Below are 13,019 nucleotides of genomic sequence, written 5' to 3'. Positions count from 1 at the left end.
CGCTTTTCTTTTCTCGTAATAAAATTTTCTAGACAATAGCGTGTATGTTCGAAATCGAAGATTGTCAATATACTGCCACTAAGTTTTGAACAAATACACCTGAAGTCGTTGTCGCATGAATGTATCGGTTTTAAATAATTATTTTGAAATTGACACGTTTGTCCCGTTCGGATGTACGATTTGAAGCGAATTATCTGCAGAAACATTAAAGCCTTGTACTTTTTTGTTAACCCCTGCAACTGTTTGTGTTGCTTCTAATTCAATACGAGGAACATCAGCTAAAATGAGTTTTAATGCTTCTTGATATAAAGCCGCACGTTCTTCTTGAATAACTGTTTCAGAAACAGCGCGCTCTAACAATGCATCAACCTCTGGATTGCTATAACCTTTACCATTACCTAAGGCGCCTACTTGTTTTGTGTGGTAGAGCTGATACAAGAAGAAGTATGGGTCTGGGTACCATGTCCAGCCGCCAATATTCATGGGTGCTTTTCCTTTAGCTACTGTGTCACTATAAGTACCCCATTCTAAAACTTTGATTTCTACATCGATATTTAAGTTTTGTTTTAATTGACTTTGGAAAATTGTTGCATAAGGTACACGTGCTTCAGACACGTAGATTTCAGTTTTAAAGCCATCTGGATAACCAGCTTCAGCGAGTAGTTTTTTCGCATCGGCAGGATCATACGTTGGCACTAAGTCAATTAAAGATTCATCATATCCCCATGAGCCCGGAGGTAAAGGTAAATAAGAAACATCACCGCCACCCCATTGATTAACACCAGAGATAATTTCCTCGACGTTCGTTGCTTTATAAATAGCTTCACGCACTCGCACGTCAGCTGTTGGTCCCACTTTATTGTTTAAATCTAGATAAACGATGGATAGCCCTGCATTTGTTAAAAGCTCTAGATTATTATCTTGCTTAATGATTTCACGATTTTGTCCTTTTACATCCATCGCGATATCAATGTCACCAGATCGTAACGCATTTGTCATCATATTTTGATCTGAAATAAATTTCATTGTTAATTTATCTATATTGGGTGTGTCACCCCAATAATTTTCATGACGCGCCAATTGTACTTCTTGATCTTTTTTCCATTCTTTTAATTGGAAGGGGCCAGTGCCTATGAAGTGATCAGAAAAATTATCTCCCCAGCCTTCAACCTCTTCTTTAGGAATAATGATGTTACCTGCATCCGTTAGCATAGCCAGTAGTGCTGCGTTTGGTGTAGCTAAATGAATCTCTACTTCATAATTAGATAAAACTTTTACCTCTGTTACACCGCTTAAACGGTTCATTGCAGATTCTTTTGCAGAACGTTCCAGTGAATACTTAACGTCTTCAGCCGTCATTTCACGACCATCTTGGTATTGACCAGGTTGGAATTTGACACCTTCACGTAATTTGAAAGTATAAACTAACATATCATCTGACACTTTCCATTCTGTCGCTAAAGAAGGAATAATCTCAGAAAGATCTTTATTATAAACAACTAAAGTGTCGGCCATTTGGCGCATCACCTGTGATTCATAGACACCTGTGTATTTAATAGGATCAAAGGTTTTAGCATTTGCAGAAAGACCGACTTTTAATGTGCCGCCAGTTGCTACTTCTTCATTTTTCTCTTCTCCAGTTGAACTTCCTTTATTCGAGTTATTGCCTCCACAAGCAGCTACAAGGCCAATGACTAATGTTAAAACTACTAACAAAAAAGATTTTTTTAAGTTATTTTTCTTCATACATCCAAGCCTCCTTATTTATTGTTTCACAATATGAACCGTTGTTTCAAAAATGGTAGGTTCGAAATTAAAAATAGCATAGGTGTTAATAGAAAGTAAATATAAAATTAAAAAAATTCAGAAAAATATATTTACAAATAAAGATAAGTGAGTGTAGTATTTAGTTATTCACAATATGAACCAGTGTTTCTAATAATGAAAAAAGGAGGTCTTTTGATAATGGGCTCTTATGTTTTAAAAAGGTTAATCAATCTAATACCAACACTTTTGGTAGTGGCCATTATTGTTTTTGTTATAACAAGGTTAATACCTGGTGATCCGGCGGCAGTAATGCTAGGGCCACAAGCGAGTGTCGAAGATGTAGAAAATTTAAGAGAAGAATTAGGGTTAAATGAATCGGTACCTGCACAATTTATTTCGTATGTAGCAGACTTAGCAAAGCTAAATTTGGGTCATTCATATTCTTATAGTGAATCTGTTACGGGGCTCATTTTAGAAAGATTTCCGAATACAGTAATTTTAGCTCTCGCAGCATTAGTAATTGCTGTAGTAATTGGTATCCCAGCTGGTATTCTAGCAGCTAGAAAACAAAATACAATGATAGATTATGCTGTAATGTTAGTTTCTCTAGTTGGTGTATCCATGCCAATCTTTTGGTTAGGAATCATGTTAGTTCTCTTGTTTAGTGTCAACTTAGGTTGGTTGCCAGCTACAGGAATGGGGAGTTTAGAGGATGGTGTATGGACATATCTTAAACATCTAATATTACCGGCGTTTGCTTTAGCCACAATTCCGATGGCGACGTTTGCACGTATTACGCGTTCAAGTATGTTAGAAGTAATTTCACAAGACTATATTAAAACAGCAAGATCAAAAGGAATCAAAGAATATTTAGTTATTGGGAAGCATGCATTTAAAAATGCATTAACACCGATTTTAACTGTATTAGGGATGCAAATTTCCAATTTACTAGGCGGTGCGGTATTAACTGAGACAATATTTAGTTGGCCGGGTATGGGGCGACTCATTGTAGATGCGATTGACAAGCGTGATTTTGTTGTAGTTCAAGGAACAGTTATTTTCATCGCCTTGATTTTCGTATTAATTAATTTAGTGGTTGATGTTTTATATAAAGTTGTGAACCCAAAAGTAAATTTAGATTCGGATGGGGGGAAATAGTAACGATGGTTCAAGCAATAGTGAATGACAACAAGAAAAAAAATACGTTGTTACGAAAGTTATTAAAAAATAAATTAGCAACAATCGGCTTATTTATTGTTACGATAATGACAATTATAGCCATATTTGCTCCGTTGATTGCTACGCATCCACCGAATGAAATGAGTATTGGGAAGTCGTTTTTACCGGCTAATACAGAAGGCCACTTACTAGGTACCGATAACTATGGTCGTGACTTATTTAGCCGCTTAATATATGGTACACGTATTTCAATGATTGTAGGAATTGCGGCAGTTCTATTTGGCGCAGTATTTGGAACATTACTTGGTTTATTAGCAGGATACTTTGGCGGTCGCTTAGATTCGATTATTATGCGTACGATGGATGGTCTATTTGCATTCCCATTCATTTTACTAGCTATCACATTAATGACTGTGCTTGGTCAAGGTTTAGTGAACGTCATTGTTGCGATTGGCATTGCCAATATACCAGGGTTTGCACGTCTCGTTCGTGGACAAGTATTAAGCGTAAAAGAGGAAGAATTTATTGAAGTGACACATTCATTAGGCGCGACACATAAGCGTATTATTTTTAGTCATATTTTACCGAATTGCATGGCGCCATTAATTGTATATGGCACGATGAGTACAGCAGGCGCCATTATTTCAGAAGCAGCACTTAGTTTTCTTGGTTTAGGTATTCAACCACCGACTGCTTCTTGGGGAAGCATTTTGAAAGATGGTAAGGATTTTTTAGTATTAAATCCTCAAATGGCAACTTTCTCTGGAATTTGTATTTTATTAACGGTACTTGGGATAAATCTTTTAGGTGATGGACTACGAGATGCTCTTGATCCAAGAATGAAAATTTAACATGAAAGTGGGTGAAATGATGGTTGAGCGTTTACTTGATGTTGAAAATTTGACGGTTGAATTTAAAAGTAGCGGCTCTACGATGAAAGCAGTTAATGGAGTCAATTTACAATTAAATAAGAAGGAGACACTGGGCATTGTTGGAGAATCAGGTTCTGGGAAAAGTGTTACAGCTACAGCTTTAATGCGTTTAATTCCATCTCCGCCAGGTAAAATAACGGGTGGGAAAATTCATTTTAATGGTCGAGATTTAGTAGCAATCTCCGAAAAAGAAATGCGTAATGTACGAGGTAATGAAATGTCCATGATTTTCCAAGATCCTATTACAAGTTTGAATCCGGTATTAACGGTAGGGAATCAAATCATTGAGGTTATACGTGCACACGAGAAAATGACGAAGAAAGAGGCAAGTGCTAAGGCTGTTGAAATGCTAAAAATGGTTGGTATTCCAGAGCCTGAAAAACGTTTGAACATGTACCCACATGAATTTTCTGGTGGAATGCGTCAACGTGTAATGATTGCCATTGCATTGGCATGTAATCCGAAGTTATTAATTGCCGATGAGCCGACAACCGCCCTTGACGTAACAGTCCAGGCACAGATTTTAGATTTGATGAAAAACTTACAACGTAATCATGACACCGCAATTATTATGATTACACATGATTTAGGAGTAGTATGGGAACTTTGTGACAAGGTGAATGTAATGTACGCGGGGCGCACAGTTGAATCTACAACAACTAGGCATCTATATAAAAATCCACTGCACCCATATACATGGGGCTTACTCGAATCACAAATTACAGTGGGGATACAAGAACAAGAACGGTTACCTGCAATTCCAGGTAGTCCACCAGATTTAAGTATGTCACTTAGCGGCTGTCATTTTTCTACTCGCTGCCCTATGGCGACGGATATTTGCCTTAGTAAAGTGCCTGAGTTAATGGAAGTACAAGATGACCATTTTGTTGCTTGTCATTTGCAATCGAGAGAACAAATTGTAGCGCGTAAGGAGGGGATTTTTAATGCAACAACGTAAAGGGCTAGTACTAGAAGTAAGTAATTTAAGGAAGTTTTTCCCTATTAAAAATTCACTTCCTTTTAAGAAGACGACACAATTTGTAAAAGCAGTAGATGGTGTAAGCTTCAAACTATATAAGGGAGAAACCCTAGGTATTGTAGGTGAATCGGGATGTGGTAAATCTACAGTAGCACGCTTAATTAATCAATTAATTATACCAACTGAAGGCACGGTCGAATTTAATGGAATAGATTTAGCAAGTTTGAACAAGAAAGAGATTCGTTCAGCTCGCAAAGCGATTCAAATGGTATTTCAAAATCCATATGCATCGCTTGACCCACGTAAAACAGTCGAATATTTAATTGCAGAACCATTAGCCATTCATGCTATTGGTGATGAAGCATCACGTAAAAAAAGAGTTATTGATTTACTTGAAACAGTTGGTTTAAGTGCATATCATGCCAAACGTTATCCACATGAATTTTCAGGTGGGCAAAGACAACGTATTAATATTGCCCGTGCTCTAGCACTAAATCCAGATATTGTTATTTGTGATGAACCTGTTTCAGCACTAGATGTGTCTGTGCAAGCACAGGTTATCAATTTATTGAAGGACTTACAGAAGGAATTTGGCTTAACCTATATTTTTATCTCGCATGATTTAAATGTTGTGAATTATATGTGTGACCGCATTGCGGTAATGTATTTAGGGAAAATCGTAGAAATTGGTTCCTATAAAGACATATACGACAATCCCCAACATCCGTATACACAAGCTCTATTATCAGCTATTCCAAAAGAAAATCCTTTTGATACGAAAGAACGTATTATTTTGTCAGGAGACGTACCAAGTCCAGTAAACCCTCCGAGTGGTTGTGCATTTCATAAGCGCTGCCGCTTCGCAACGGAAAAATGTGCACAAATGGAACCTAAACTTGATAAGGTTTCTGCTAGACATCAAGTTTCATGTCATCTATTTAAAAATATTCAGCAGAGACCTATCTCGTCTTAAAGTAAGCGAAGCATGGCAAATAATCTTTACTTGTGGCAATGCCAAGTGACCAACATCATGTTGGTCTAAGCCTCCGGCGACTGTCATGGATTTTGAATTGGACAAAGACAATTCAAAATGCTTACGTCAATTACCGCGAGGCATTTAATTAGAAAAGGAGCGTCATTATTATGTCATTAAAACATGTTATTGAATTATACGAGGTAATGGATAGTAAGTATGTTAATGGAGAGGTTGTCAAAGAATATTTACACAATGTCAATCCATCAGCAGATGTAATGGTAAAGACAATTACAGTTGAAAATGCTTCGACTGATTTTGTAAAGGTTGTTGTTAAAGGGAAGAATGGTAAATCTTCTGGTGGAAACGCACCAACTTTAGGTGTTATTGGTCGATTAGGGGGAATTGGAGCTCGTCCAGAAATGACGGGCTTTGTATCCGACGGTGATGGCGCACTAGCATGTATGGCAAGTGCTGCAAAAACATTAGATATGGCATTAAAGGGTGATCAGTTAGAAGGGGACATTATTTTCGCAACACATATTTGTCCGGCAGCCCCAATTTTACCACATGAGCCAGTGCCATTCATGAACTCACCAGTTGACATGAGTGTGATGAATGAACATGAAGTAGACCCAGCGATGGATGCAATTTTATCGATTGACACAACCAAGGGTAATGCAGTTTGCAACCATAAAGGATTTGCTATCACACCTACTGTAAAAGAAGGTTATATTCTAAAAATTAGTGACGATTTATTACACGTTTACACACAATCAGCAGGCATTTCACCAGTTATACTACCTATTACAACACAAGATATTACGCCATATGGAAATGGACTATTCCATATAAATAGTATATTACAACCAGCTGTTGCAACAACTAGTCCAGTGGTAGGTGTCGCAATTACAACCGAAGCAACTGTTGCTGGCTGTGCCACTGGTGCTACACATGTAACTGATGTAGAAAATGTTGTTCGTTTCGCCTTAGAAGTAGCAAAAATTTATGGTGCAAATAAATGTTCGTTCTATGATGAAGAGCAATTCGCACTAATCGAAAAACTATATGGTAGCATGAATCATCTACAAACAAAAGGGAAAGAGGTGAATGCACATGGATGAGTTAAAAAATTTAAAGCTACAATTAATGGAAGAAGTCGAACATAACAAGGATGAATTAATTGAATTTTGTTCAAAATTAATTCAAATTCCGAGTGTAAACCCACCTGGGGATACAACTGAAATAACGACATTTATCGAGAACTATTTAAATGAAGTTAATATTCCATATAAAAAATATGAATCTACCGATAAAATGTTTAACTTAGTTGCTTCTATTGGTAATGGCAAAGGAAAAGAATTAGTTTATTGTGGACATACGGATGTTGTACCAGTAGGAGATCTTTCGAAATGGGAATTCAACCCATTTTCGGGTGAAGTGAAGGACGGCTGGATGCTGGGTCGGGGTGCAAGTGATATGAAAGCGGGCTTAGCGGGTATTATTTTTGCCACAAAGATGTTAAAAAAACTAAATATTGCACTACCAGGGAAGTTAACACTAGCCATTGTACCAGATGAAGAAACAGGGGGCGAATTTGGTGTGCCTTGGTTATTAGAGCGAGGTTTAGTAAGTGGTGATGGTTGTTTGATTGCGGAGCCTTCATCGCCTTTAAATCCGACAATCGGTCAGAAAGGTTCTTACTGGTTTGAATTAGAAGTACGAGGAGAACCTGGTCATGGTAGTTTGTCACCTTTAGCAGGTAGAAATGCGATTGTCGATGCTATTCGTGCTATAAACGAAATTCGTACTTTATGGGATATTGACATCGATATTCCTGTGGAGGTACAGCCGCTCATTGAAGTATCAAAAAAATACATGCGTGAAGTTGAAAAAGATCGCTTGAAATATCAAGAAGTACTAGAGAAAATTACAGTAAATATTGGTACAATTGAGGGAGGTACGAAGTCCAATGTAATTCCAGATTATTGTAAAGTACACATAGATTGCCGTTTACCATTTGGTATTACCCAAGAAAAAGTGACTGATATTTTGGAAAATAAATTGGATGCTTTGCATATTGATTATACAATTAATCGATTTGGATTTAAAAGTGTGGCAAATTATACAACAGCAGAAGATCCCGTTTGCAAATCAATTGTCGATAATATTTCATTTGTTACGGGAAAAGAAGCGTACGGTGTTATGCAATGGGCAAGTAGTGATGCACGCCATTTTAGACAACATGCTATTCCTGTACTGCAATATGGCCCAGCTTACTTACCCAGTATCCATGGTTATAACGAAAAAGTACGTGTGGAGGATATCGTACGTTGTGCAAAAGTATATATAACTGCTGCAATTGACTTTCTATATCAAAAGTAAGCGACTTTTACTCTCTTGCTTTTGATAAATAGATCAGAAGGATGAGAGAAATGCTAAAAACTTTAAATTTATCTATTGCTGTTTTAAAGATGTTTACAAAGGATAAGCCAACATGGGGCGGGCGCGAATTGGCTTTGGAAATGAATATTAATCATACAAATTTATATCGAATTCTTGAAACATTTGAAAATAATGGATTCATTACAAAAGATCCTACCACCAAAAAATACTCGCTAGGAATTGCTTTATGGGAAATTGGCATGAATATGTATGATTCATTAAACATTGACCAACTTTGTTTGCCAATACTAGAAAAATTAAAAGATACTACGGGCGAAACAGCTGTTTTTACAGTATTAAATGGGCTAGAAGCGCTAACTTTACTAAAGGCAGAGCCTGTAAATAAGGTGAAGTTTTCCGTATCACAAGGAAGTAGAACACCACTTTATGTAGGTGCTTCCTATCGCTCGATGCTTGCCTACTTAAATGAAGAGCAAATATCGCAAGTGATTGATGTACCTTTAATGGCCTATACAAATAATACATTAACAAATGCTAGTAAAATACGGGCTGAGCTTGAAGTGATTCGAGAGTGCGGTTATGCAACCAGTAATAGCGAGTATACTGCGGATGTGCTTGCACTTGCGATGCCAGTTTTTAATAGCGAAGAGCAGGTGGTAGCATCAGTAACAGTATCCGGGCCAACTTATCGTTTTACGGAACAACGCATTCCTGAAGTTTTACAACCATTAATGGAAGCGAAACATGAAATAGAAGATATTATTCGTAAATATCATTTGAATTTTAGCTAAGGAGACTTACAATGCAGCATTTACATGACATTGCACTGAATGTTTTACAAGGCAACTTAAGAGTTCAATCAACGGAAACACTCGTTATTTTAACCGATGCTCATAAACAAGACATTGCGCAAATTTTTTATGAAGCTGGACTAAAAATTACAGAGAATACGATGTTAGTGGTTATGCCACTTTTGCAAAAATCCGGACAAGAGCCAATTAGTACAATTACATCGTTGATAGCAAACGTAGATGTTACACTGTGTATTACATCGCATTCTTTAACACACACAATGGCACGAAAAAAAGCGTGTGAAAACGGTGGTCGAGTAGCGACTATGCCTGGAGTTACATTAACAATGCTAGAACAAGGTGCACTCCATGCCGATGCGCATGAAATTGAAGAACTTGTAGAAAAGTTTGTAAACCTCCTTGATGTTGCAAAAGAGGTACGCATTATAAAAGATGGGCATGAGTTAACTTTTAGTGTAGCAAACCGTAGTGGTATCCGTTCGACTGGTATTGTGTGCAATGCAGGAGATTATGGCAATATCCCTTCTGGAGAATCCTATATTGCACCTGTTGAAACATCCGCAAATGGTGATATTTTAATCGATGGTTCTATTGCAAATATTGGTGTATTAACTGAGCCTTTATTGTTAAAAATCCGTAACGGTCGCCTGGAAGAGGCAATTGGTCGAGATGGTGAACGATTACTGGAGCTGTTAGGGGAGGGGCATGGTCGTATCATCGCTGAATTCGGGATAGGTGCAAATAAAAGTGCTCTTTTATGCGGGAATGTGTTGGAAGATGAAAAAGTATATGGCACTATTCATATCGCATTTGGCAGTAATGTCCCATTTGGTGGTACAAATGCTGCGAATGTCCATATCGATTGTGTCGTAAAAAATCCAACAGTTTATTTTGATGGTAAACAAGTAATTTAGATAAAAATTGAGCGTGACTTCAAAGGTTTTGAAGCACGCTTTTTTCAATTGAATTGGCGAACGGGTGTCAAAATCTTATCTGTTGATTGTTATTACATCATTACACTATAGTAAAAATAAATGTATCCCTAAGTAAGGCTGTAAAATGATATAGCACATAGATTTTACAACATCACAGATGAGGAATGTCACGACTTGTTAGTGATAGATTTCACTCAGTGTTTGACATAATATTTCAATTAAATAAAATGATACTTTCGCTACATTAAGAGTATAGGAGTTGACAATAGTGTTTTCATTTATTGATTTAAATGGCTACAAAGTAGATTTAAGTTTTACAAGAGGTGAGTTTAAGGTGGAACCTAAACATGTCCTCGTCTTTTTAAAGCATGATAATAAGTGGCTATGTACGATTCATAAACGACGTGGGGTTGAAGTTCCGGGGGGGAAGTTAGAACCAGGTGAAACATTAGAACAAGCAGCTATACGTGAAGTATTTGAGGAGACAGGTGTACACGTGAAAAATCTTATGTGGTTTGCAGAATATGCTGTTCATGATGAAGTATTATTTTGTAAGACTGTCTTTACTGCACAATTTGCAGGTCAGGAACAAATAGATTTTGATTTAGAAACATCAGGTATGATGTGGCTGACCGATGAAGAGTTTGCAAATCATCCAAACTTAAGCTTTCATATGAAGGATGAGGGTATGCAAAAAATGCTAGAGGAAGTGAAGCGTTATGACAACAAATGGTGAAATAGTAGAAAAACGACCATATCCTTCACCAAACCCCACTATTCGTTTAACCGAAATTACTTACATGTCACAAGGATTACGAGTAAAGGGGTTATTAGCTGAACCAAAAGCAACTGGTACATATGATGGCTTTTTATATTTACGAGGTGGCATGCAAAACATCGGCATGGTCAGACCGGCGCGAGTGGCCCAGTTTGCCGCACAAGGATTTATCGTATTTGCCCCTTATTATCGTGGAAACAGAGGCGGTGAAGGTCGAGATGAATTTGCAGGTCAGGACCGTTTCGATGCCATATATGGAGTGGATGTGTTAAAACAATTTTGTAATGATAATATTCATGTATTTGGCTTTTCACGAGGTGGAATTATGGCACTGTGGACGGCCATTTTACGAAAGGATATTACTTCTGTGGTGACATGGGCTGGTGTTTCCGATGCAACAGCAACCTATTGGGAGCGCACGGATATGCGGCGAATGATGAAGCGTGTTGTCGGAGGTACCCCGAATCGTGTACCTGAAGCTTATGATGCACGGACCCCATTATTTGAGATTGAGCATATAACTGCACCAGTTCTCATTATTCATGGACTACGAGATGAAAATGTTGATATTGAACATGCAAGACAGCTAGAGTTTTATTTAAAGGATGCTCAAAAAATTTATGAGACATGGTACTATGAAAAGCTAACACATTTTTTCCCTTCCGAGGTGAATCGATTAGTAGTACGAACGCTTTGTAATTGGATGAAGGCACAATAAAAATAAAAACAGTTACTCTAAATTATAAAGTAACAAGTCTGACTGTGGACAAACTCAAAAAATTGAGTTTGTTTACAGTACTATATGAACACGTTGATTTCCGCTACGGAGAATGCTTTTCGCTCAAGCTTTTCCCGCAGAAGTCGCCGCCAGCGATCCAATCAACTAATGTACGTCTATAAATTATTTGGGTAAAGGATTATTACGCCGCTGTCCATATCTTTATTGATTTGACACATGTGAAGCGAGTGCAAAGAAAGATTTTTAGCTTATGATTTTTATTTAGTTTTCTCTCATGCTATCATTAATTTGTTAGAATTTTCTATTATTAGAAGGGGTGAAGGAATGGAGCAATTACTTGTGGATGTAGGTGGGAGAAATTTAGCTGTTACACTTGATGGGCAAGGAGATAATACCATTGTGTTTTTACATGGCTTAACTGGACAGCAACACAATTTTTATCATTTAGTCCAGTTGTTAAAAGCTGACTTTAAAACGGTATCTGTGGATCTGGCAGGGCGAGGAGAAAGTGACCCATCCGAAACGAGTTCTGTACTGCAACATGCAAAAGATGTAGCAATATTACTTGAAAATCTAGCAATCGATGAGCCCATACTTATTGGGCATTCCATGGGTGCATTTATCACGTCGATTATTGCTAGTGAGCATCCGCATGTCAAAGGAGCGGTTTACTTAGACGGGGCATGTCAAATCGACCCGGCTCTGAGTGCAGTACTTCAGCCTTCACTTGGCAGACTTGAAAAAACATATTTGTCCAAGGAACAGTACTTACTAGAAATGCAGCAATTATATACAATGTTAGGTATCACATGGTCTGAAGAAATTGAACAATCGGTGATGTATGAAGTAATCGAGACAGATGGCATTTGGAAGAGTAGAATGCATGTCCAAAATATTAATGAAGATATAGAAGGCTTTGTAGAATACGATCCAAAAGCAGTAGCAGAAAAAGTTACCTGTCCTGTACTGTTAGTGATGGCGACCGGAGCAATCGGCCCTTTGCCTGCATTGTTCGCAGAGCCGCTATTTCGAGATACAATAAATTATACAAAAAACTTACAAACTTTTGTGACGTCTAGCAATCATTATTCCATGGTAGGCAATCAACAGCCAGAGATGAATCAGGCTATTTATGAATTTGTAAGATCGTTATAAAGAAAACTTTTACAATAGAAGTAAGAATATTCAAGTCCAGAAAAAGTCACTTGCTTTCCGCGGACGAACCAGCTAGCCTCCTCCTTCGCTACGCTTCGTGCGGGGTCTAGCTGGCCCGTTCCGCAGGAGTCTCGCAGCTTTTTCCTCTCTTTGCGGAATTAAGGATTGTTGTGCTATGATTTCTAAAAACTTACAGAATGAACCCAATCAATTTGGAATTATTACGATTGATCAAGTGACCATTCTTATCTTTTGCTGCCATGATTTTGAAGAAACTCGCTACTTGGACATGGCGAGAAACGCAACAGTGTATGTAGTGCTCGTAAGAGACACTGACTTTACAAACGTACACGCCATTTGAATG

12 protein-coding genes are annotated in these 13,019 nt (G+C 37.7%); 11 read left to right on the top strand and 1 reads right to left on the bottom strand.

All coding sequences use genetic code 11. The features are described 5' to 3' along the window. Nucleotides 1–138: 138 nt before the first annotated feature. On the bottom strand, nt 139–1,746 hold the full coding sequence (locus tag ACOMCU_RS18165; RefSeq protein WP_010860283.1) for an ABC transporter substrate-binding protein: 1,608 nt from the start codon (nt 1,744–1,746) through the stop codon (nt 139–141). Nucleotides 1,747–1,965: 219 nt separating this feature from the next. On the opposite strand from ACOMCU_RS18165, the gene ACOMCU_RS18160 reads away from it, so the two are divergent. The 11 genes from ACOMCU_RS18160 to ACOMCU_RS18110 all read left to right on the top strand — a co-directional run bounded on the left by ACOMCU_RS18160 (nt 1,966) and on the right by ACOMCU_RS18110 (nt 12,655). Continuing rightward, a complete protein-coding gene (locus ACOMCU_RS18160) occupies nt 1,966–2,925 on the top strand; it encodes an ABC transporter permease (protein ID WP_010860282.1) in 960 nt (319 codons plus the stop codon). A 5-nt stretch (nt 2,926–2,930) separates the two neighbouring features. Beyond that, nucleotides 2,931–3,797: an ABC transporter permease gene (locus ACOMCU_RS18155; RefSeq protein ID WP_010860281.1), complete on the top strand. Its 867-nt coding sequence runs from the start codon at nt 2,931–2,933 to the stop codon at nt 3,795–3,797. Nucleotides 3,798–3,816: 19 nt separating this feature from the next. Next, on the top strand, nt 3,817–4,836 hold the full coding sequence (locus tag ACOMCU_RS18150; RefSeq protein WP_036131612.1) for an ABC transporter ATP-binding protein: 1,020 nt from the start codon (nt 3,817–3,819) through the stop codon (nt 4,834–4,836). Further along, on the top strand, nt 4,823–5,830 hold the full coding sequence (locus tag ACOMCU_RS18145; protein WP_010860279.1) for an ABC transporter ATP-binding protein: 1,008 nt from the start codon (nt 4,823–4,825) through the stop codon (nt 5,828–5,830). Before ACOMCU_RS18150 ends, ACOMCU_RS18145 begins: the two co-directional genes overlap by 14 nt. 170 nt (nt 5,831–6,000) lie before the next feature. Continuing rightward, nucleotides 6,001–6,954, top strand: a complete 954-nt coding sequence (locus tag ACOMCU_RS18140) for a DUF1177 domain-containing protein (protein ID WP_010860278.1) — start codon at nt 6,001–6,003, stop codon at nt 6,952–6,954. After that, nucleotides 6,947–8,215 carry a M20 family metallopeptidase gene (locus tag ACOMCU_RS18135; RefSeq protein WP_010860277.1) on the top strand — a complete coding sequence of 423 codons (1,269 nt, stop codon included), beginning with the start codon at nt 6,947–6,949 and terminating at the stop codon, nt 8,213–8,215. The genes ACOMCU_RS18140 and ACOMCU_RS18135 overlap by 8 nt, the downstream gene beginning before the upstream one ends. A 50-nt stretch (nt 8,216–8,265) precedes the next feature. Continuing rightward, a complete protein-coding gene (locus ACOMCU_RS18130; protein WP_421050944.1) occupies nt 8,266–9,027 on the top strand; it encodes an IclR family transcriptional regulator in 762 nt (253 codons plus the stop codon). An 11-nt stretch (nt 9,028–9,038) separates the two neighbouring features. Continuing rightward, entirely contained in the window at nt 9,039–9,962 is a 924-nt protein-coding gene (locus ACOMCU_RS18125; RefSeq protein ID WP_421050942.1) for an aminopeptidase, read from the top strand. Nucleotides 9,963–10,251: 289 nt separating this feature from the next. Next, entirely contained in the window at nt 10,252–10,719 is a 468-nt protein-coding gene (locus ACOMCU_RS18120; RefSeq protein WP_010860274.1) for an NUDIX domain-containing protein, read from the top strand. After that, complete coding sequence (locus ACOMCU_RS18115; protein WP_010860273.1) at nt 10,703–11,479, top strand: alpha/beta hydrolase family protein; 777 nt, start codon at nt 10,703–10,705, stop codon at nt 11,477–11,479. Before ACOMCU_RS18120 ends, ACOMCU_RS18115 begins: the two co-directional genes overlap by 17 nt. 345 nt (nt 11,480–11,824) lie before the next feature. Continuing rightward, nucleotides 11,825–12,655: an alpha/beta fold hydrolase gene (locus ACOMCU_RS18110; RefSeq protein ID WP_421050940.1), complete on the top strand. Its 831-nt coding sequence runs from the start codon at nt 11,825–11,827 to the stop codon at nt 12,653–12,655. The last annotated feature ends 364 nt before the right edge of the window (nt 12,656–13,019 follow it).

It is taken from the genome of Lysinibacillus sp. UGB7, from assembly GCF_049058285.1.
In the GTDB taxonomy this organism is placed as follows: Bacteria; Bacillota; Bacilli; order Bacillales_A; family Planococcaceae; genus Lysinibacillus; species Lysinibacillus sphaericus_B.
The sequence above is the reverse complement of the archived record's forward strand: the minus strand, read 5'-3'. Positions and strand labels throughout refer to the sequence as shown.

Coding starts and splice junctions, on each gene's coding strand:
- ACOMCU_RS18150 (WP_036131612.1), top strand. CDS start 3,817: ATGGTTGAGCGTTTACTTGATGTTGAAAATTTGACGGTTGAATTTAAA.
- ACOMCU_RS18155 (WP_010860281.1), top strand. CDS start 2,931: ATGGTTCAAGCAATAGTGAATGACAACAAGAAAAAAAATACGTTGTTA.
- ACOMCU_RS18125 (WP_421050942.1), top strand. CDS start 9,039: ATGCAGCATTTACATGACATTGCACTGAATGTTTTACAAGGCAACTTA.
- ACOMCU_RS18135 (WP_010860277.1), top strand. CDS start 6,947: ATGGATGAGTTAAAAAATTTAAAGCTACAATTAATGGAAGAAGTCGAA.
- ACOMCU_RS18110 (WP_421050940.1), top strand. CDS start 11,825: ATGGAGCAATTACTTGTGGATGTAGGTGGGAGAAATTTAGCTGTTACA.
- ACOMCU_RS18130 (WP_421050944.1), top strand. CDS start 8,266: ATGCTAAAAACTTTAAATTTATCTATTGCTGTTTTAAAGATGTTTACA.
- ACOMCU_RS18115 (WP_010860273.1), top strand. CDS start 10,703: ATGACAACAAATGGTGAAATAGTAGAAAAACGACCATATCCTTCACCA.
- ACOMCU_RS18140 (WP_010860278.1), top strand. CDS start 6,001: ATGTCATTAAAACATGTTATTGAATTATACGAGGTAATGGATAGTAAG.
- ACOMCU_RS18160 (WP_010860282.1), top strand. CDS start 1,966: ATGGGCTCTTATGTTTTAAAAAGGTTAATCAATCTAATACCAACACTT.
- ACOMCU_RS18145 (WP_010860279.1), top strand. CDS start 4,823: ATGCAACAACGTAAAGGGCTAGTACTAGAAGTAAGTAATTTAAGGAAG.
- ACOMCU_RS18165 (WP_010860283.1), bottom strand. CDS start 1,746: ATGAAGAAAAATAACTTAAAAAAATCTTTTTTGTTAGTAGTTTTAACA.